The sequence below is a fragment of the Bacteroides sp. Marseille-P3684 genome, from assembly GCF_900291465.1.
GTDB lineage: Bacteria > Bacteroidota > Bacteroidia > Bacteroidales > Bacteroidaceae > Phocaeicola_A.
On record NZ_LT985808.1, the window covers coordinates 1,219,543 to 1,240,151 of the forward strand.

Annotated in this window: 21 protein-coding genes and 1 pseudogene; 11 read left to right on the top strand and 11 right to left on the bottom strand. The window is 48.8% G+C overall.

Going from position 1 to position 20,609, the window contains the following annotated elements; all coding sequences use genetic code 11:
• Positions 1–20: 20 nt before the first annotated feature.
• Positions 21–272 carry a hypothetical protein gene (locus C8275_RS04580; protein ID WP_106625723.1) on the bottom strand — a complete coding sequence of 84 codons (252 nt, stop codon included), beginning with the start codon at positions 270–272 and terminating at the stop codon, positions 21–23.
• A gap of 158 nt (positions 273–430) precedes the next feature.
• On the opposite strand from C8275_RS04580, the gene C8275_RS04585 reads away from it, so the two are divergent.
• The 5 genes from C8275_RS04585 to dcm all read left to right on the top strand — a co-directional run bounded on the left by C8275_RS04585 (position 431) and on the right by dcm (position 3,592).
• A complete protein-coding gene (locus tag C8275_RS04585; protein ID WP_106484278.1) occupies positions 431–766 on the top strand; it encodes an SH3 beta-barrel fold-containing protein in 336 nt (111 codons plus the stop codon).
• A gap of 143 nt (positions 767–909) precedes the next feature.
• Positions 910–1,230: a hypothetical protein gene (locus tag C8275_RS04590; protein WP_106484279.1), complete on the top strand. Its 321-nt coding sequence runs from the start codon at positions 910–912 to the stop codon at positions 1,228–1,230.
• 110 nt (positions 1,231–1,340) lie between these two features.
• Positions 1,341–1,931, top strand: coding sequence for a tyrosine-type recombinase/integrase (locus C8275_RS04595; RefSeq protein WP_106625724.1), 591 nt, complete (start codon positions 1,341–1,343; stop codon positions 1,929–1,931).
• A 33-nt stretch (positions 1,932–1,964) separates the two neighbouring features.
• Complete coding sequence (locus C8275_RS04600) at positions 1,965–2,330, top strand: hypothetical protein (RefSeq protein ID WP_157948170.1); 366 nt, start codon at positions 1,965–1,967, stop codon at positions 2,328–2,330.
• On the top strand, positions 2,330–3,592 hold the full coding sequence (gene dcm / locus C8275_RS04605) for a DNA (cytosine-5-)-methyltransferase (protein ID WP_106484281.1): 1,263 nt from the start codon (positions 2,330–2,332) through the stop codon (positions 3,590–3,592). Before C8275_RS04600 ends, dcm begins: the two co-directional genes overlap by 1 nt.
• Before the next feature lie 31 nt (positions 3,593–3,623).
• Here the strand turns inward: dcm and C8275_RS04610 are convergent, their stop codons facing one another.
• Both C8275_RS04610 and C8275_RS04615 read right to left on the bottom strand, forming a co-directional pair.
• Positions 3,624–4,259, bottom strand: coding sequence for a hypothetical protein (locus C8275_RS04610; protein ID WP_106484282.1), 636 nt, complete (start codon positions 4,257–4,259; stop codon positions 3,624–3,626).
• A gap of 3 nt (positions 4,260–4,262) precedes the next feature.
• Positions 4,263–5,021: a hypothetical protein gene (locus C8275_RS04615; RefSeq protein WP_106484283.1), complete on the bottom strand. Its 759-nt coding sequence runs from the start codon at positions 5,019–5,021 to the stop codon at positions 4,263–4,265.
• 250 nt (positions 5,022–5,271) lie between these two features.
• On the opposite strand from C8275_RS04615, the gene C8275_RS04620 reads away from it, so the two are divergent.
• The 3 genes and pseudogenes from C8275_RS04620 to C8275_RS04630 all read left to right on the top strand — a co-directional run bounded on the left by C8275_RS04620 (position 5,272) and on the right by C8275_RS04630 (position 8,777).
• Entirely contained in the window at positions 5,272–6,432 is a 1,161-nt protein-coding gene (locus tag C8275_RS04620) for a helix-turn-helix domain-containing protein (RefSeq protein ID WP_157948171.1), read from the top strand.
• 28 nt (positions 6,433–6,460) lie between these two features.
• A pseudogene (locus C8275_RS04625) lies at positions 6,461–7,354 on the top strand (YifB family Mg chelatase-like AAA ATPase); the annotation flags it as partial.
• A gap of 34 nt (positions 7,355–7,388) precedes the next feature.
• Positions 7,389–8,777: a glycoside hydrolase family 28 protein gene (locus C8275_RS04630; protein WP_106484286.1), complete on the top strand. Its 1,389-nt coding sequence runs from the start codon at positions 7,389–7,391 to the stop codon at positions 8,775–8,777.
• Between the two features lie 668 nt (positions 8,778–9,445).
• Here C8275_RS04630 and murI read toward each other — a convergent pair.
• The 8 genes from murI to ribD form a co-directional block, all read right to left on the bottom strand.
• Positions 9,446–10,288: a glutamate racemase gene (murI, locus tag C8275_RS04635; RefSeq protein WP_106625725.1), complete on the bottom strand. Its 843-nt coding sequence runs from the start codon at positions 10,286–10,288 to the stop codon at positions 9,446–9,448.
• Between the two features lie 22 nt (positions 10,289–10,310).
• Positions 10,311–10,865: an OmpH family outer membrane protein gene (locus C8275_RS04640; RefSeq protein ID WP_022385475.1), complete on the bottom strand. Its 555-nt coding sequence runs from the start codon at positions 10,863–10,865 to the stop codon at positions 10,311–10,313.
• Positions 10,866–11,075: 210 nt separating this feature from the next.
• Positions 11,076–11,576, bottom strand: coding sequence for an OmpH family outer membrane protein (locus C8275_RS04645; RefSeq protein WP_022385474.1), 501 nt, complete (start codon positions 11,574–11,576; stop codon positions 11,076–11,078).
• 65 nt (positions 11,577–11,641) lie between these two features.
• Positions 11,642–12,157 (bottom strand): OmpH family outer membrane protein, encoded by a 516-nt coding sequence (locus C8275_RS04650; RefSeq protein WP_022385473.1) that lies wholly within the window; start codon positions 12,155–12,157, stop codon positions 11,642–11,644.
• 88 nt (positions 12,158–12,245) lie between these two features.
• Positions 12,246–14,825, bottom strand: a complete 2,580-nt coding sequence (locus C8275_RS04655) for an outer membrane protein assembly factor (RefSeq protein WP_106625727.1) — start codon at positions 14,823–14,825, stop codon at positions 12,246–12,248.
• Positions 14,826–14,912: 87 nt separating this feature from the next.
• Positions 14,913–15,692 (bottom strand): isoprenyl transferase, encoded by a 780-nt coding sequence (locus tag C8275_RS04660; RefSeq protein ID WP_255413999.1) that lies wholly within the window; start codon positions 15,690–15,692, stop codon positions 14,913–14,915.
• Between the two features lie 4 nt (positions 15,693–15,696).
• Positions 15,697–17,100 carry a DUF6242 domain-containing protein gene (locus C8275_RS04665; protein WP_157948172.1) on the bottom strand — a complete coding sequence of 468 codons (1,404 nt, stop codon included), beginning with the start codon at positions 17,098–17,100 and terminating at the stop codon, positions 15,697–15,699.
• 114 nt (positions 17,101–17,214) lie between these two features.
• Positions 17,215–18,279 (bottom strand): bifunctional diaminohydroxyphosphoribosylaminopyrimidine deaminase/5-amino-6-(5-phosphoribosylamino)uracil reductase RibD, encoded by a 1,065-nt coding sequence (ribD, locus tag C8275_RS04670; protein ID WP_106484288.1) that lies wholly within the window; start codon positions 18,277–18,279, stop codon positions 17,215–17,217.
• A 177-nt stretch (positions 18,280–18,456) separates the two neighbouring features.
• Here ribD and prmC point away from each other — a divergent pair, with 177 nt between their 5' ends.
• Genes prmC through C8275_RS04685 form a run of 3 tightly spaced genes read left to right on the top strand, consistent with a single transcriptional unit; the run spans position 18,457 to position 20,445 of the window.
• Entirely contained in the window at positions 18,457–19,296 is an 840-nt protein-coding gene (gene prmC / locus C8275_RS04675) for a peptide chain release factor N(5)-glutamine methyltransferase (protein ID WP_106484289.1), read from the top strand.
• Positions 19,293–19,772, top strand: coding sequence for a regulatory protein RecX (locus C8275_RS04680; RefSeq protein ID WP_106484290.1), 480 nt, complete (start codon positions 19,293–19,295; stop codon positions 19,770–19,772). The genes prmC and C8275_RS04680 overlap by 4 nt, the downstream gene beginning before the upstream one ends.
• Entirely contained in the window at positions 19,753–20,445 is a 693-nt protein-coding gene (locus tag C8275_RS04685; protein WP_106484291.1) for a ComF family protein, read from the top strand. Before C8275_RS04680 ends, C8275_RS04685 begins: the two co-directional genes overlap by 20 nt.
• Positions 20,446–20,609: the final 164 nt, after the last annotated feature.

Sequence of the window (20,609 nt, forward strand, 5' to 3'; positions counted from 1 at the left end):
ATAGGAAAACGGTTTGTCAATTATTCTGATTCTTGTTTTTTTCTGCCTCTAGTTGATGGTTTGGTATATAACTTTCCCTTTCTGATAATGCACTTACTATTTTTATATAGCTGAGGGTCATTATCAGATAGTTTAGAAAAGTAATTATTCAAAGAAGCCTTGCTGATTCCCAGTTCCTCTGCCGTATGTTTATCATATAGAGAAGATGGAGAGCCGTAGTATTCGTGTACTTCATTAATTTCCAAATGGATAATCGTTCTATATTCTTCCATATCTATATTTTTTACAAAGTTACTAGAAATGTTATCTATATTCAAATAGAATCATATTTTTAACTTGGTTTAACGTTAAGTATGATTCTATTTCAAATAGAATCATTATCTTTGTAATGTGATAATAAAAACGAGTAATAACAATAAAACTTAAAGATATGAAAGCAATTCAATTCAACAGTTCAAATGTAGTAGCAACAGCAGTTAAGTGTATGGCACATGATATGGATGAGGCTACATCAGTAAGTAAGGGTATGATGGCAGAAACCTTAAAAAAACGTATGATGCGAGGCGAGGTCGTAAGATTCTGTTATCAAAAACTTAATGGCGAAATTAGATTTGCTGTTGGAACATTACAGAGTGATGCAGTAAAGGCAAATGTAAATGGTAATGGTATTCCCAAACGGCTTTACGGTATGTTTGTATATTTGGACTTGCAAAAGATGGAATGGAGAGGATTCAAACAAGAGCGGTTAATTGGAATTGTTGATTAATAGGTGGGGTAATCCCACCTATTTTTGTTATTACATTATTCTATTTTAAATATAATCATATTTTTAACTGGGTTTAACAGTAAATATTATTCTAATTAAAATAGAATCACTATCTTTGTACTGTAATCAAAAAGCAAGAAGATATGAACACTACAGAGATAATAAATAAAGCACTGAAAGTATTAAATAGTCAAGATTGGTATTGGTATATGTCGGATTACCAAGTAAGCGAAATGAAAGATAAGGCTTACAGTTCGATGCGTTACTTCGTTGAATTGATTTCTGCAATAAGTGATTCAACAATCAGAAAAGCTATGAGAGAGTTATGGATGGCTACATATAATTATAAGAGCTTAAGCTCACCAATGAGTTCTCCGACTGATAAAGAAGTTCAAGAATACAACAATACAAAAGCAGAATTGATGGCTGTTATCCTTCCATCAAGATATAATATAGCAGCTTAACAATATTCACTTCTTTAGAAAAGTGGTTATAGCTTGATAATCAGCAGCCTCTTAAAATGAGAGGCTGCAATATATTCACTAAAATATTAATCAATATAAAACTGAATGTTATGAGCGTAAAAAATAGTACAACTGTAGCGGATTATATAGAATGGGATAAGGCGGTTAATTTAGTACATAGATTATTCAATGATGGTGAATATCGTATGTCATTGCTTATTGGGTGTGGTATCTTCTTTGGATTGCGAATAAGTGATATTCTTCAATTGACTTGGGAAATGCTTCTATCTGACAAGTCTTTTGAACTGATTGAGAAGAAAACAAAGAAGCATAGAGAGATTAGAATCAATTCTAACTTTCAGAAGCATGCACAAAAGTGCTATGATGCTCTATGTATAACAGATATGTCGCAAAAGTGCTTTATAAGCCGTAAGAATAGCGTTTATAGCATTCAGAGAATCAATGTATTATTAAAAGGCATCAAGGTTAAATACGGCTTAAAGTCGGTCAAAAATTTTAGTTCTCATTCCCTCAGAAAAACATTTGGACGCCATGTTTATGAGAAGGCTGATTCTAACGGAGAAATGGCTTTAGTTATGCTCTCAGAGCTATTTAATCATTCAAATATAGCAATAACCAAACGCTATCTTGGATTAAGGAAAGAAGAAATATTGCACTGTTATGACTTATTAGAGTTTTGATAAAAAGACGTATATTTGCAAAATGAAAAAAATATGAAGATAAAAGAGATAGACCCATTTGAAAAACAAAATATATTCCATAATCGTATGATTAAGGATTACAAGGACGGAAAAATACCACATTCTTCCGTCTTTGCGTCATATTTTAAATGGAAAATGGGTGAATGTAGTCATTCTGAAATCACTAGGGAAATGGCTCTTAAAATGATGAATGAAGTATCTACATTACTTGATGAATATTATGAAAAGCATCCAAAGGCATACGAGAATATGGATGCTTATATTAATGAAGACCCTTGGCAACAATATAAAGGATTTGGAAAAGATAAATACGTTGTATCTTATCTTGAAGCTGTTGAGGGAGAGCTTTACAATATAATAGAAATACTTAATAATTAATGGAAAAGATAAATGTTATAGAGCTATTTGCTGGCGTCGGAGGATTTAGAATAGGGCTTGATAGAGCAAATTCAAAATTTTTTAAAACAATATGGAGTAATCAATTTGAGCCTTCCACAAAAATTCAACATGCTTCACGAACTTATGTAGCACGTTTTGGAGAAGAAGGTCATGTTAATGAAGATATAGCAAAAGTGCTAACCAAAGATATTCCAGACCATGATATGCTTGTTGGTGGTTTCCCTTGCCAAGATTATTCCGTAGCACGTACATTAAGCCAAGCTGCAGGACTTGAAGGTAAAAAAGGTGTATTATGGTGGGAAATACACAGGATTATTAAAGAGAAAGGAAATAATAGCCCCAATATCTTATTTCTTGAAAATGTTGATAGGCTAATTCTTTCACCTGCGAAACAAAGAGGACGGGATTTTGCAATAATTCTTCAATCTCTATCCGATTTGGGATATATCGTAGAGTGGAGAATTATAAATGCAGCTGATTATGGAATGCCACAAAGAAGAAGAAGAACATATATTCTTGCATACAAAAAGAATACAGTAATAGCTAATAGTATTCAAGACCCAACAGAATGGATTTTTCACGATGGTATTTTTGCAACAGCTTTTCCTGTTAAAGATTATGATTGTACATTTCCATTATATCCAACACATCTAAAACTCAATAAGGATAAAGATTTGGCTGATTTAAGTTCTGAGTTTAACAAGAGCAATAAGGCAAAACCTTTTGAAAATTGTGGATTAATGATTGAGGGAGAATATTATACTTACAAAACAATTCCTAATTATATTGGCAATTCGACAGTCTTAGGAGATATAATAGCTAAAGGTGAAGATAGAAAATATTTAACAGATGATTTTTATATCAATAAAGAAGACTTGCCCAAATGGGAATACTTGAAAGGAGCAAAACATGAAGAGCGAAAAACAAGGGATGGAAGAATTTTCTATTATAATGAGGGAGGTATGACGTTTCCTGATGCCCTAGATAAGCCTTCGAGAACTATAATTACTTCGGAAGGAGGAAAAACCCCTTCAAGATTTAAACACGTTATAAAAGACCCTATTAATGGTAGATTGAGACGTTTAATTCCTCTTGAGTTGGAAAGACTTAATATGTTTCCTGATAATCATACAATAGGTGAAAATGACACCAAAAGAGCTTTCTTTATGGGAAATGCCTTAGTTTGTGGAATTATTACAAAAGTTGGAATAGAATTATATAATAGACTCAAGGAAAAATAAGGCATTGGGGATTATCCCCAATGCCAGTTTCTTATACCTCAATAATTCCACTTATAGTTGCTAGTTCTAAGAGCACTTTTTTTCTTAACACAATGTTAATCGGTGATTCTGCAAGATTGGTACTATGAAAAAACCAAAAATCCTTTCCTTCTGATTTATCATGTTGACCTTTCTGATTTTTAGCTCTTATCTCAGCATCCTTCTTTTTTAGTTCTTCTACAGAATAGCCATGCGATGCTAAATAATCAAGTATACTACCTCTACTAACTAGGGCATATTCTATCTTTTTTATATCTTCTGACTTTATATTCCAATCAGAATCTGATTTATGTATCCACTGAAATAAATAATATTCAGTTACCTTTTCTTTGTCTGTAAGCCAGCCTTCAATAATCTTGCCATCTGACGCAATAAAGGATAATTCCAAAGAAAAAGTTGGTAGTGGCTTATTAATATACTGAGTCTGAGCCTTTTCATCTACAATAACATTATTAAGCCCCTTTGTGGGAATTGATATTATAATATCAGACCCATGTAATTGACTATCAATATCGTCTGTTCTATTACTTTGTGTAAATATTTTTTGAGAGTATAAATGTTTATCAAGAAATTTAGCGATTTCCCTTTCAACATTCATGTCCCTACCTCTTAATACTGATTTTGCCATACTTTATCTAATTTTAAGCCAAGGGAAAGCCTCTTTTGCAACACTTTGAGGGATTGCAGAGACTCCAATTGGCGGTCTTGAAAACTGAGAACATAATTTCGCAATAGAACCAACACCCATAAAAATAGATATTATATGAGCATAGGTTAACATATTATTTTGTCTGCCAATACCCGAATGTACATCATAACCTAAAGTATCATACTTTACATCTTCATTCCAAGCAATTGCTTCCATATAATGTAAATATGCTTCAATGCTTATCCCATCATATATAGGTATAACCGCATTAAGATAGTTAATAGCCTCTTGTGGTGGGCAATAAGTTAGTATTCCATTAATTTCTTTATGGTCTATAAGAAAAGCATTTCTATACATTAAGCATCCTAATACTTCTAAAGCTTTATCATCTATCTTACTAACATCTTGAAAGAAATGAAAAATATGGTCAAAGCTAGAGTCAAATTCACGCATTTCTCCATCAATGCACACAAAAGGTCGCATGTCATTGGGATTATTCCCTTTTGTTCCATTTTTCCAACTGATGGTATTAACATAATATTCTTTTCCAAATTTACCTACTCCAACTTTACATCTACCATCAATAGATTCCCACATTAAGTGATAATCATAAGTATCTTTAACAGTCTTTCCACTTAGACTTTTTCCATATTTGATTAACCATTCCTTTTTTGAACGCACTAAAGCCTTAAAAGCTTTATTACGAATAATTTTATCTTCAATAGCCAAACTCTCCATCATAAAATATGTGTATATTATTATTGGCTGTAAATATGGCCATAATTTTCGGGATAACCTAGTAATTATTCACTAATATTCAAAAGTGAATATTGGAATATGAGTTTAAATAGCTGATAATAAATTATTTACATAGAAAATTTAATATATAGCGCAAAATGGATATTCACTTTTATCTGTTTTGCGCTATTTTTGTATATTCAAGTTGATTAAAAATTCATATATTTACATCCATATTGATTTTTATATCACTATGAGAGAAATAGACAATATAAAGAGAATTATGGATGAGGCTCGTATGAGCCAAAGAGAACTGTCACAAAGAAGCGGTATAGCTCATGAAACAATATCCAAAATCCTAAATGGGAAATATCCCCTTAGCCATAAGTTATTTGTCAAGATTGCTGATGGTTTGAACGTTCCTATATCTGAATTAATGGAAGATGCTATAACTCCTATCACTGTTGATGTACAAGGCTATGTTGAGTATGATAATCAGATAATCAAAATTAAGTCCCTTCGTCAGCTACAAAAGTTGGTTCATCAAATTGAACACGAGACTAGCATACTGCCGAGAGAAGTGAAGGAAATTAAAGTTCAAAATGAGATGAATCGAAAGTTGATTAAAAATTCAATAAAAAACAATGATTATGAATTTTATATCAATGACTTTGAACTGATTCAATCACATGATGCAACGAAAGTGGACTGTTGGGCCTTCAAGGCTGCATCCGACAGCAAGGACGGTATAATACTAAATTTGGGGAATCAATGTTCTGGTTATCCGTTTCAGTTAAACGGACATGTGTTTTTTACGTCTGAAAGTGCATACTTGTGCGGTCAATTTTCTAATAATACAGAAGAGCACAAACGCATTCAGTATCAGTTAATGTCTGAGAAAAATGGCTATACTGCAAAGAAGAGGGTCAAGAATGCTAACAAGGAAACAATTAGAGCCGATTGGGATTCATTCAGAGTTGATTGGATGTTATATGTTATATGGATGAAATGTCAAAATAAAGATTTTGCGGAAAAATTAAAATCACTTCCTCCTAGTGCCGTCATCATTGAAAACAGCACAACAGTTCATGAGGGGACAAGTTCGATATGGGGTTGCAAAAATGTTGAGCTTGAAGAAGCAAGGAAGAAGGTAGAACGTTATACATATTTACAGTATATGAAGAAGGTACGAAGCGGAAAAATTAAGATGAACAGTCAAGAACTAGATGCACTTATTCAATCAGAGAGGGATAAGATTCAATATATTGGGACTTATTCAGACGGGAAAAATTATATGGGTAAAATACTGAAAATCTGTCAATTAGCATTATTAAATAACACAAAACCTCGTATTAATTATGACTTGTTACGGTCAAAGAGAATATATCTATTAGGTGAATTATTGACTTTCTAACAGGAGTTGTATAATTGCACATATTTAAATCATGATTGGTGCGCCTGGCAGTGGCAAGTCGATGATGGCAAAGCGGCTCCCGTCCATCCTTCCGCCACTGACCCTGGCGGAGAGCCTGGAGACGACGAAGATACACTCGGTGGCAGGCAAGCTCGGCAGCCGGACGGCACTCATCGCCCGCCGTCCCTTCCGCTCGCCCCACCACTCCATCTCGTCGGTCGCACTCATCGGCGGCGGACAGAACCCGCAACCCGGCGAGATAAGCCTGGCGCACAACGGGGTGCTCTTTGCCGACGAACTGCCGGAGTTCAGCCGGAGCGTGCTGGAGGTGCTGCGCCAGCCGCTGGAGGACCGTAAAATCACCATCTCGCGCGCCCGCTACAGTGTGGAGTTCCCGTGCAGCTTCATGTTTGTCGCCTCGATGAATCCCTGCCCGTGCGGCTACTACAACCATCCGACGCGTCAGTGCGTCTGCTCGCCGGGACAGGTGGCACGCTACCTCAACCGCATCTCCGGTCCGCTGCTCGACCGCATCGACATCCAGGTGGAGATTGTCCCGGTGGCGTTCGAACAGATGAGCGACTCCCGGCGCGGGGAGCGCAGCGCCGACATCCGTCAGCGGGTGATACGCGCCCGGCAGATACAGGAGGAACGGTACCGCGAATACCCCGGCATCCACTGCAACGCACAGATGACGTCGGCGTTGCTCGCGGAGTATGCCCAGCCCGACGCGAAGAGTCTCTCCCTGCTCAAGCAGGCGATGGAACGGCTCAATCTCTCGGCACGTGCCTACGACCGCATCCTGAAGGTGGCACGCACCATTGCCGACCTGGAGGGGGCGCCCGTCATCGGGGTCCCGCACATCGCCGAGGCCATCAGCTACCGCAGCCTCGACCGTGGTACCTGGGGGACAGGGCTCTGATGCACTGAACGAACACACTTTAAAAACAAATACTATGAAACTGACCCTGAAACTGATTCTTTGTTGCGCGGGGCTGCTGTCGGCAGCCTCGGCATTCGCCCAAGGGCGGACGTATGAACCTGTCGCCGTGGAAGCACCCTTCCCCATGGACTCGGTGACGCTGTGCCACTTTCCCGACCGCGACTTTGTCATCACGCGCTACGGCGCCCGGCAGGGTGGTGAGACCCTGAATACACGCGCCTTTGCCCGTGCCGTCGATGCCTGCCACCGTGCGGGAGGCGGACGGGTGGTCGTCCCGGCTGGCGAGTGGCTCACGGGCCCCATCCACCTGAAGAGCAACGTCAACCTGCACCTGGAGGAAGGGGCGGTGGTGCGCTTCACGGACAACCCGGACGATTACCTCCCGGCGGTGATGACCTCGTGGGAGGGACTGGAGTGCTACAACTACTCGCCGCTGGTCTATGCCTACGGGTGCGAGAACATCGCCATCACCGGGAGCGGCACGCTGGCTCCGCGGATGGACACCTGGCGCGTCTGGTTCAAACGTCCGCAGGCACACCTGAACGCGCTGGCACAGCTCTACGCCATGGCTTCGACCGACGTCCCGGTGGAGGACCGCCAGATGGCGCGTGGCGAGAACCACCTGCGTCCGCACCTCATCCACTTCAACCGTTGCAACCACGTCCTGCTCGACGGATTCAAGATACGCCAAAGCCCGTTCTGGACCATCCACCTCTACCTGTGCAACAGCGGCGTCGTGCGCAACCTCGACGTGCAGGCGCATGGGCACAATAACGACGGGATAGACTTCGAGATGAGCCGCAACTTCCTCGTGGAGCGCTGCACCTTTGACCAGGGTGACGATGCCGTCGTCATCAAGTCGGGGCGCAACCGGGATGCGTGGAGGCTGAATACGCCGAGCGAGAACATCGTGGTCCGCCACTGTGCCATCCGCAAGGGACACGTCCTGCTGGGCATCGGCAGCGAGATGTCGGGCGGAGTGCGGAATGTCTACATGCACGACTGCACCGTGCCCGAGTCGGTGCACCGCCTGTTTTTCCTGAAGACGAATCATCGCCGCGGGGGCTTCATCGAGAACATCTACCTGGAGAACATCGAGGCAGGCGACATGCTGCGCGTGTTTGAAATAGACACCGACGTGCTCTACCAGTGGAAGGACCTCGTGCCGACCTACGAACGGAAGCTGACGAGCATCCGCGGCATCCACATCCGGAACGTGCATTGCCAGTCGGCAGATGCCATCTACGAGCTGAAGGGGGAAGCCGAGGAACCCATCCGCGAGGTCTTTGTGGACAATGTCCGTGTCGACACCGTACGTCAGTTTGTCAACCGCATCCACCACGTGGAGGGTTTGCACGAGAACGGTGTGAGCTATGGCATCCTGCAGGGCGCAGGCAAGTAGTCCGTGCCGGGGAACTTCTCCTGTGATACGATGGGGCGGCCGGTGGGTCGCCCCTCTTTTTTCGGTAGGGTTGATTTGTCGTTTTGTTCTTGTTTTGCTGATTTTCCTTTCCTTTTTTCCTGATTCGGCATTTTCAGCTGACGCGTACTTTCGCATTTTTCTCCCTTCCAGCGCGGAGCTGGATACATATTTTAAGATACGGACGTCCGGACGAGGCTCTATTTTTCTTCCGTTAACATAAAAACGAGAGCGCGGCACCCTTCTCACCACGCTGTTACCCCCCTTTTCACGTTCGTACGGACGCGTCCGCACCACCGTACCGACGTGTCCGCACGGTCGTAGTCGTTCGTCCGTACGAAAATGAGGGCTTGTTTTGTCTGTTTTCTTTACCTGTTTTCATTTTCAGACGGAAGTGGGCCTCTGTTTCCTGTCTATCGTTCTGACGTTGGTACAGATGAAGTCATGACGCTTTGGCGGGAAATTCATGTGTGGATGGGAAGAAATGAAAGAAACGGAGGGAGAAGGACGACAAAGTGTATTTTGCGAATCGCCCGAGAATGCCCTCGGAATCCACCGCCTCGTCCACGGGGGCGAAAGCGGGGCAAATAGAGGGGTTTCGTTTGACAGAATGTAAGTCGGGCGGATGATTGACACTTTGTCAGCGTCGGTCATTCCAGCTCGATGCTTGCCACGTCAATGGGGCAGTCGAGGAAGATGGATGCGGACTCGCGGAACTTCTCCACGGACTCGGTGGTGAAGAAGCGGCAGGTGCCCCGGCGGGTGCAACGGGCGTCCATCTCGGGATGGCGGTGCAGGTAGTCACGGAGGCTCTCAGCCACGTAGTCGCCTTGTGGAATGACGGCGATATGGGACGGGGTGAAGGCGCGTATCTTGTGGTAGAGCAGGGGATAGTGGGTGCAGCCCAGGATGATGGCGTCGATGTCCGGGTCCTTGGCGAGCAGCCGGTCGATGTGCTGGCGGACGAAGTAGTCGGCGCCGGGCTTGTCGAACTCGTTGTTTTCTACCAGGGGGACCCAGAGGGGGCATGCCTCTCCCGTGACGGTGATGTCGGGGTGCAGCTTCCGGATTTCGAGCACGTAGGACTCTGACTTGATGGTGCCCGCCGTGGCGAGCACACCGACGTGGCGCGTCCGTGTGAGCGCGCCGATGCGTTCGGCAGTGGGGCGGATGACGCCGAGCACGCGCCGCGAGGGGTCGATGTGGGGAAGGTCGTTCTGCTGGATGCTGCGGAGTGCCTTGGCGGAGGCGGTGTTGCAGGCGAGGATGACGAGGTGGCAACCCATCTCGAAGAGGCGGTTGACCGCCTGGAGTGTGAACTCGTAGACAATCTCGAAGGAGCGTGTCCCGTAAGGAGTGCGGGCGTTGTCGCCTAAATAAACATAGTCGTATGCGGGCAGGTGCTCCCGGATACGACTTAGGATGGTCAACCCGCCATAGCCGGAGTCGAACACTCCGATGGCTCCCGGGCGGGTTGGTAGGGCGGTATTCATCATGTGTGTCTGCGGTGCGTGGTTAGTTGGCTGTCTGCGCAGGGGCAGGGGTGGTGTTCGTGGCAGGGAGGATGCCGAGTTCCGTTTCGACGTCGGCGGTAATGTCGATGCCTACAGCCGGGTTGATGAAGAGGTAGTTACGTTCTTCGGTGTTGAGCACGTAGTCGAGGTTGTACTTCAGTGCCACGCGTGCGATGGCGTCATTGAGCTCGATGGTGAGGGGTGCGAGCATCTTGTCGCGTGCGGTCTTGAGGGTGGCGCGTATCTCGTTCTTGAAGGCGATGCTCTTCTCCATGAGCTCTTGCAGCTCCTTGTGCCGTTTCACCATGATGTTCTGGGGGAAGTCTTTCTGTTCCTGGAGGAACTCGGCGTACTTGCGGTTGAACTCGTCCTCCGAGCGCTGTATCTCTGCGTCGTATTTGCCTTCGAGACCGGCGAGCTGTGCGGTCGCTTCAGCGTACTGGGGGTGTGCCTTGAGGACTTCGGAGTAGTTCAGATAGCCGAATCGGGCTTGTGTCTGCGCCCATACTCCCAGGGGGAGCAGGCACAGCGCTATCCATATCAAGCGTCTTACCATAATAGAATTGCTGTTTAAGTTTTTAATCACACGTTTGTTTATCACTCTTGCAAAGGTACGTGTATCGGATGAATAATCAAAGGATGAGGGGGCAGATTCTCAGTCCGGGCGAGGGATGGGGCAGGCTGTGGCGGTCAGTGGCAAAAGAAAAGGCACGGAGCAATGGGGTTGCTTCCGTGCCTTGGATATGGTTGTTCGCGTGTCTGCGGCTTATTTGAGTCCGAGCTTGGCTTTCACTTGTGCGCTGACGTCGGTGCTCAGCGTCTCGTTGATGAAGGGGATTCCGGCTGTCTGGTCGAAGATGTAGATGAAGCCTCCGGCCTTTCCGACTTCCTGAATGGCTGTTTCAATCTTCTTGCTGATTTCAGCCATCTTCTCCTGGGTAGCCTTTTGCATGTTCTGGTTACTCTCCTGTGCATACTGCTGGAGGCGTGCGTAGAGGTCCTGGAGCTCGCTTTCTCTTCTTTGACGGATGTTTTGCGGGAGTGAGTCACGCTGTTTGTCGTACTCGGAACTCTTCTTGGCGAGTTCGTCCTGCATGATTTTCATTTCGCCTTCATATTGTTTCTGGAGCTCTTGCAGTTCAGTTTGTGCCTTGGTGTATTCCGGCATTGCCTGCATGATGGGCAGGGGGTTGATGTGACCGAATTTCTGTGCAAGTGCACTCATAGGGATGACAATGATTGCCAATAGGATGATTCTTTTCAACATAGCTTTGTTTATTAGAATAATGAGTTAGTATTGATAGTTCTGTTTAACGGCGCAAAGTTAGGCATTTAATTGGAATAACCTAGTATAGAGAGCACTTCATCGCTAATGTCGATGGCCGGTGAGGCAAAAATGATGGCATGGTCCGAGGCGCGGTCCAGGACGAGGGAGAGTCCTCGCCGGAGCGAGATGGTTTTGACGGTCTCGTAGATGCTGTCATTGATGGGTTGCAGCAGTTGCTGCTGTTTCTGTGCCAGGGTTCCCTGGGGACCGAAGTATTGCTGGCGCAGTTCGGCTGCCTGCTTTTCTTTGGCGACGATGGCGTTCTCGCGTTGTGTGCGCTGGGCGGCGGTCAGCTTGTCGGCTTCCTGTTGGTAAGCCTCGTAGAGCTTCTTTGCTTCCTGGCTGATGGCCTCCACTTCGTTCTGGTATTTTTTCGAATCGGCATCCATCTGAGCCATAGCCTGTTCGTATGCCGGGATGTGTTGCAGGATGTATTCCATATCAATCAAGGCAAACTTCTGTGCCTGTGCGCTGAGTGCCAGGAGGCATCCCGCGATGAGTAAGAAAACAGACTTTTTCATGTGGTTTGAGTATTAAGTGGTTGTTGGGACGGGGCAGGCAGCCGGGCGTCGCTGGTGGCGGCTGTCGGTCTGCCTGCTTCCGTTTGTCTTAGAATTCTTGTCCGATAATGAAGTGGAACTGGCTTCCGCCGTAGTTGCTACGTCCGAAGACTTTGTCGAAACCGTATCCCCAGTCGATACCCATCAGACCGATCATCGGGAGGAAGATACGTACGCCGACACCTGCGGAACGTTTCATATTGAAGGGGTTGAACTTCTTCACGTCGGTCCAGGCATTACCGCCTTCAGCGAAGGCGAGGGCGTAAATCTGAGTAGAGGCTTCGAGCATCACGGGGTAGCGGAGTTCGAGGGTCATGCGCGAGTAGGCATAGCCTTCGTAGCCGTAGGGGGTCAACGAACCGTTCTCGTAACCGCGGAGTCCGATGGTCTCGGTAGCGTAGGTGCTGGAGTAGCCGGTCATACCGTCACCACCCATGTAGAAGGTCTCGAAGGGTGACTTCTTGTATTTGTCATAGTGGCCGAGCAATCCGAACTCGACACGTGTCATGAGTACGGGGCACTTGTTGGCGCTGCTCAGTGCGGTGAAGGTACGTGCCTTGAACTTCCACTTGTGGTATTCCACCCACTTGTACTTCTTCTGCATGTCGTCTTGGTAGTTCTCCGAACTGGGGGAGGTAGCAAGCTTGGAGTAGTCGGTCTTGTCAAACCAGGAGTAGGGCGGGGTGAAGTTCACCGAGAACGAGAATTCCGAACCGGTACGGGGGAAGATCGGGTTGTCGATGGAGCTTCGCGAGAGTGTCAGTCCGAGGCTGATGTTGTTGCACTTACCGTTGGAGATGAGGAAGTACTGCCAGTCCTTCAGCACATAACGCTGATAAGCGAGCTCGGCGGTGAGCACGAAGTAGTCGTCGGGCCACTTCAGACGTTTACCCCATCCGAGCGATACACCGTAGAGCTGTACCGATTCGTCCGGGTCGTAGTATGCGTCGTAGCCATAGTAGGCGGAGTTGTAGCTTCCGTAGCCATACATATAGCTCATGTAGTTGTTGTAGTAGTCGGTGTAGTAGCTGTCGTTCACGTCCGTCTGCCGCGAATAGAATGCCGTGACAGAGAACTGGTTCGGTCGTTTGCCTCCAAACCAGGGGTCGAAGAACGAGAGGCTGTATGACTGGTAGTAGCTACCGTTGGTCTGTCCGCTGATGGTGAGGGTTTGACCGTCGCCTTGCGGGAGGAAGCCCCGTTTGTTTTCATTCTTCGAGAAGAGGTTTGCCATGGAGAAGTTGGTGAACTTCAGACTCAGCTTACCGATGACTCCGGTCTGTCCCCATCCGGCAGAGAACTCAATCTGGTCGTTTGCCTTTGATTCGAGGACGTAGTTGATGTCGACCGTTCCGTTCTCGACATCCGGTTCCACTCTCGGGTCGATGGTTTCGGGGTTGAAGTGTCCCATCTGTGCCAGTTCTCGGTAGGAACGTTCGAGGTTGGACTTGCTGAAGAGGTCGCCGGGTCGTGTACGCAGTTCCCGTCGTACCACGTCTTCATAGAGTCGGTCGTTTCCGGTGATGCGTACGCGATTGATGGAAGCCTGAGGTCCCTCCACGATGCGCATTTCCAGGTCGATGGAGTCGTTGTCGACGTTCACTTCCACGGGGTCGAGGTTGAAGAAGACGTAACCGTTGTTGTAGTAGAGGTTGCCGATGGCGTCTTCATCGTCCTGCGTACGTTCCTTGAGCATCTTCTGGTTGTAGACGTCGCCTCGCTTCATGCCGAGTATGGAACTGAGCACGTCGGTCGGGTAGACGGTGTTGCCCACCCAGTTGATGTTACGCAGGTAGTACTTTTGTCCTTCATCGATTTTGATGTGGATGTCGACGGTGCGGTCGTCAAAGTTGCTCACGCTGTCCCACACGATGGTTGCGTCGCGGTAACCCAGCTCGTTGTACTTGCTGATGATGTTCTCCTTGTCGGCTTCGTAGTTGTCTTCGATGAACTTCTTGGTCTTGAAGAGGTTGATGAGCTTGCCCTTTTCGTTGGTCTTCTTCATCGTCCGCTTGATCTTCTTCTCGGACAGTGCGACGTTGCCTTCAATGGTTATCTGGTGTACCTTAACCTTCTCTTTCTTGTCGATGTTGATGTCGACGATCACCTGGTTGGTCTTGTTGGGGTCGTCGCGTTGGTTGATGATGATTTCTGCATTCTTGAATCCCTTGTCGTCGAAGTAACGTTTTGCCAGCAGCTTGGCGCGGTCGATGATGTTGGGGGTTACCTGTCCGCCTTTCATCATGCCGAGGCTGGCTTCCAGGTCTTCGCGTTCCGACTTCTTCACGCCGTGGTAGGTGATGTCGGAGATACGCGGACGTTGCACCAGGGCAATGTTGAGGTATATCTTGTTGCCGATGATGCTGTCTGCCTCAATCTTGGCTTGTGAGAACAAACCGTGGTTCCAGTAGCGTTTCACCGCCTGGGTCACTTCATCGCCCGGCACCGTGATGGTCTGTCCGACTGACAGTCCCGACAGTCCTATCAGGACATAATCTTCGTAGCCTTCGCCGCCAGTCACGCGGATGCCCCCGATTTCATATTGCTTGGGTGTACCCGAGTAGAGGATCAAGGGCTTCTTGACCTTGTCTTGGTTTGCTTCTTGTGCGTAGAGCTGTCCCGGCACCATGGTGAGCCCGGCAAGGAACAACGCACTGAATGTTGTCTTAAACACGGAATTATGAATTGAGAATCTGTTCATCATTGCTGGTTATCATTATTCATTGACCACTTGTTCGCTTGTCTTGCCGAAGCGCCGCTCTCGCTGTTGGTAGTCGTAGAGCGCTTTGTAGAACTCTTCTTCGTTGAAGTCCGGCCAATAGGTATCACAAAAGTACAGTTCGGAGTAGGCACATTGCCACAGGAGGTAGTTGCTGAGACGCAGTTCGCCTCCGGTGCGGATGAGCAAGTCCGGGTCGGGCATGAAGTGGGTGGTCAGATGGTGTGCTATCAAGTCTTCGTCTATGTCATCGACGTCCAGCTTTCCCGCCTTCACCTCAGTGGCAATCAGCCGTGTGGCGCGTGTCAGTTCCCATTTCGAAGAGTAGCTCAGGGCGATGACCATCGTCATGCGGGTGTTGCCTGCGGTATGCTCTATGCATTGTTCCAGCCGCGTACGTACAGCTTCAGGCAGCCGCTCCATGTCGCCGATGACACGGAAGGCGATGTTGTTCTTCATGAATATCTCTTCTTCGATGGAGTCGAGCAGGAGGGTCATCAGGGCAGCCACTTCCTCAGCGGGGCGGTTCCAGTTCTCGGTGGAGAAGGTGTAGAGAGTGAGGTATTTCACTCCGGCTTCCGCAGCTACCTGTGTGATGTTGCGGACCGTCTCCACACCTGCCTGGTGTCCATAGCTCCGGTGTTGGTTGCGTTGCTTGGCCCATCGTCCGTTCCCATCCATGATGATGGCGACGTGGACCGGGATTCTGCTTTTGTCGATTTGTTCTTTATATGACATAGTATCTTCGTTTCTGTCGGTTTGAAGCCTACACCTTATTTAATTAAAAGCCCAGGCGGTTGATTCTGCCGCGCCACACTTCCGTCTGTCCGTTGGTCTGTGCCGACTGGCTCCAGAAGACCCAGATGAAGTTGTGCTCGTCCACCACGTAGGAGAAAGATGCCGTACGGTTGAGGAATTCTTTCGGCAGCATCACCTTCTCTGTCTGCGGATGCCAGCTGATGCCACCGTCCATGGATTCATAGAGATACTGGAAGGGGACAAGGCGTACCGGAGGAGTCTGTGTGCTGGGGATATCATAGCTTCCACCGAAGGCATAGAGCTTGCCGTCATAGGCAAATGCTGCGAGGTTCTTCAGCTTCGGACAGCCATAGGTGTTGTTGGTGGCTTGTGGATAGTGGGACCATGCCGGTTCGTTGGACAGCTTGGCCCATACGGTGGCAGTGGTGTCGTTGGCAAGGGAGGCGTCGCGTGTACCGACTACGACCAGACGTTCCAGCGATGTGTTGCTGTCCGGTGTGGTGACCGCGTATGACAGGTTTTGTGTCGGGAAGTAGGTGTTGGCAGTGCCGGTCGCGCTGACTTGTGTCCCGTCAGCCGAGACGGATACCAGTTCATTGCCGGACAATGCATAGAGCTCACCCAGCTTGGGAGAGGCGGCAAACAGCTTGTCGAAGGTCCGCTCGGTGTTGGCAGCCGTCCAGGTCACGCCGTCATCGGAGAGGTAGAGCTTGTTGTCTGCCAGGATGTAGAGCTGTCCGTCCAAAGTCGTTACCGACGTGTAGTCGGCAGTTCCCGGTAAGGAGACATTCTGCCATCCGCTCCAGGAAGTGCCGTTGGCGGATGAGGTGACCTGCAGGCTTTCTCCGCGTTGGGCGAATATGTACAGCTTGCCCGGGGTACAGACTGCCTTATGGACTGCATTTTCCGGGATGGACAGGCTGGTGTCCGTCAGTCGGGTCCATTGCAGCGAGTCCGGGTCTTGCTGGTGCACGCGGACTTCTATCTGATATTGGCGGATGCTGCCGTTGAGGGCATAGGCCTTGAAGGTTAGCGGACGGGTGAAGTCGATGGAGTCGGTGTCCGTCCACAGGGTATCTTTGTCATTCTTCAGGTAAGTCACATAGTAGCCGTAGTACGAGAGGCTGGTGGTCAGCTTGTCCACCTTGGTGCCTACAGGCAGTGAGTCGCTGTTGAATATCCGTCCGTTCTGCTGGTCAATGGAAAACTTATAGGAGGAGGCAGGCACTGTGTAATAGATGGTAGAGTCCTTTTTGCCGTCCTTGGTCTTGATGGTGTCTGTCATGGTGATGTCCCCGACGGAGAACGCCGTGATGGCTGCATCCGGAGTCAGTTCGTACTCCGTGGTGTTGCTGTCCAGACAGGAAGTGAAAGCGAAGGTTATCGCCAATAGCCCTATAAGTAGATATAAAGAGTTCTTTCTCATTGAAATGATAATTGATTACAAGCTGCAAAAATAGAAACAATTTCCACTACTATACTAACAAGGTGAGTAGTTTTATACAAAATTATAGATAAAACTTCCTAATTTGTCTACACCTCAGCACATTTCATCGACGGACCATTCGGCACGGCGGAAATAGTGCAAATAGTCCGATTGAAAGCGCGTTATGCCACGGAAACAGGCGGATGTACCCATATCGGGAGCCGGTACACCCTGCCCCAGGATATGGGAGGTACGTTCGATGAAAACCTCGTCCCATAAACCGGCATCGATGAAGCTTTGCAACAATTCGCGTCCGCCCTCCACCAGCAGCGACTGGATGTTGCGTTGGTACAGGAAGTCCATCATCTGTGGGAGGATGTCGCGGCTGAAATCGAGTGTCACAGACTCTGTCCCCGGATGCAGACGGGTGGTTTGTCCGGTGAACACCACCGTCGGTGTACTGCCGTCGAACAGCCGCAAATCATCCGGAAGGCTGCCTTCACGGTCAATGACAAGCCGCAGCGGATTCTCGCCGTGCCAATGTCGGACCGTCAGACTGGGATTGTCAAGCAGAGCCGTGCGCCGTCCCACCAGGATGGCTTTGCAGCAGGCACGTTGCCGGTGGACCAGCATCTGGGTTTCGGGAGAAGAGAGCACGACCGGACTGCCCTCCGTGCGTTCAAGGTCGATGAAGCCGTCTGCCGACTGTGCCCATTTCAGGACAATGTAGGGACGCCGTTCGCTGTGGAACGTGATGAAGCGGCGTATCAGGTTGCGGCATTCACGCTCCAGGACGCCCACACGGACCTCGACTCCCGCATCGCGCAGCTTCCGGATGCCGCGTCCCGACACTTGGGAAAAGGGGTCCACACAACCCACGACAACACGGGGAATGCCTTTTTCGATGAGCATGTCGGCGCAGGGAGGTGTCTTGCCATAGTGTGAGCAAGGCTCCAGGCTGACATAGATGGTGGAGCGTTTCAACAGTTCCGTTTGGGTCACGGAACGCACGGCATTCACTTCGGCGTGTGCCTGTCCGCACCGGCGGTGATAACCCTCGCCGATAATCTTCCCGTCGCACACGATGACGGCGCCTACCATCGGATTGGGGGCTGCCCCCATGACTCCGTTGCGTGCCAGCTGTATGCAGCGGCGCATGTACTTTTCGTCTTCGTCCATAATGTGATGTTGTTTGACTTGCGCGGACTCAGGCGGCAAACCGACGAGCTGACAAGACCTGTCCCGGAAAGAAACGATGTCCCCGGGACTACCTGTCGGCTGAATCCTCGTCAGTGGAATAAAACCACGCCGCCGTGTGATGCTTTTCGCGCTAAACTTTCTACTTTTGCAGACAGTATGAAGCAAGCAATCTCTTACCTCAAGCAACAGTTGTCGGGCATATATCCGCCCGGAGAAATACAGGCTGTCGCCTACCTGATGCTGGAAAAGCTGTTCCGTGTGACCAGGCTGGACGTCTGCATGGGCAAAGATAGGACTTTATCGGCAGACGAACGTCTCGCGTGGGTAAAGATTACGGAACGTTTACAGAAGGAGGAACCCATACAATATATTTTAGGGGAAGCCGACTTCTGCGGACGGACGTTCCGTGTCACTCCCGCTACGCTGATTCCCCGTCCGGAAACTGCCGAGCTGGTGCAATGGATAGGTGCCGACGCTGAAAAGAGGCAGGTGCGTTCCATCCTGGATGTGGGGACAGGCAGCGGCTGCATCCTTCTGACACTGGCGGCCATCCTTCCCGGAGTGAAGGCAGAGGGCTGGGACATCTCCGAAGAGGCACTGTGTGTCGCACGGGAGAACAGCCGGAAGCTGGGGGTGGAGGCGACCTTCCGTCGGCAGGACATACTGGCACCGTCGCTCCCTGACAGGCAGGTGGATGTCCTGGTGAGCAATCCGCCTTACGTCACCGAGTCTGAGAAGGCGGAGATGGAACGTAATGTGCTGCTATGGGAGCCTTCCACCGCACTGTTTGTCCCCGATGACGACCCGCTGCGTTTCTACCGTGCCGTGGCAGGCTATGCCCGTCGGGCATTGAATCCCGGTGGAGCGCTCTATTTTGAAATCAACCGTGCATACGGTCCGGAGACGGTCCGCCTGTTGCAGGAAGCGGGCTTCCCGTCCGTCGAGCTGCGGAAGGACCTATCGGGCAATGACCGTATGGTAAAAGCTAGCCTATGAAAGAACTGACTGAAGAAGAAGCACTCTATAAAGCCGCGGCATATTGCTCGTCGGCAGAACATTGCCGCTCGGAGGTGATTGCCAGGCTGACGGCATGGGGTATGGATGACGGGGCACAGCAGCGCATCCTGGAACGTCTCGTGAAGGAACGCTACATTGACGAGGCGCGCTATGCCCGTTTCTACATCCACGACAAGTCCCGGTTTGACAAGTGGGGACGCAACAAGATTGCGCAGGGGCTGAAGTTGAAGAAGGTCCCGTCGGCAGTCTATGCCGGACTCCTCGACGAGCTCGACGAAGAAGAGTACCTCGACGGACTTCGCACGCTGCTTGCCGCCAAACGCAAGCACGTGAAGGCACGTACCGATTATGAACGCAACGGCAAGCTCATCCGCTTCGCCCTCGGACGGGGGTATGAGATGGATGCCATCCGCCGTTGCCTGCCGGAGGCCGACGATGATGAATTTATGGATTGAAACCCTGCTCGACTGGATTTATCCCCGTCGGTGCCTGATGTGCGGACGTCTCCTGACCGTCGAGGAGAGGCACATCTGCCTGCCCTGCCTGATGGACCTTCCCCGCACGACCTTTCACCTGCATCCCGAAAACCTCATGGAGGAACGTTTCCGGGGTATCTTTCCCCTGGAACGTACCGCTGCCCTGTTCCTTTACGAGAAGGGGGCTGCGGTGTGCAACATCATCTACAGTCTGAAGTACCATGACCAGCCGGACATCGGGGTGTTCTTCGGACGGCTGCTGGCATGGGATATCCTTGATTCAGGCTTCTTTGAAGGCATCGACTGCATCATACCCGTTCCGCTGGCACCCGGACGCTTGCGGGAGCGAGGCTACAATCAGGCTGCCATGATTGCCCGCGGTGTGTCGTCGAAGACCGGAATACCGGTGTTGGAGACCCACCTGGTGCGTACGCGTGAAAACCCGACACAGACCCGGCAGAGTGTCCGCGGACGTTTTGAAAATGCTGAACGTTTGTTCGAGGTGAGACACCCCGAAGAACTGGCAGGGAAGCACGTCCTGCTGGTGGACGATGTCGTCACCACCGGAGCCACCATCCGTGCCTGTGCAGATGCCCTGATGGCGTGTCCTGACATACGTTTCAGCGTTCTTTCGCTGGGATGCACCTACTAGCCGTGCCGGGCATCCGTCCGGTACAGAACCTCTGCCTGCTCTCCATTTTGACTTTTTTGAACATCTTGCCAACTCGTATCGACGCTTAATTTTTGTAAAAACAAAGCGGCAAATGGTTGTCCTTCAAACATCATCTGCTATATTTGCGCGTTATATCACCAAAA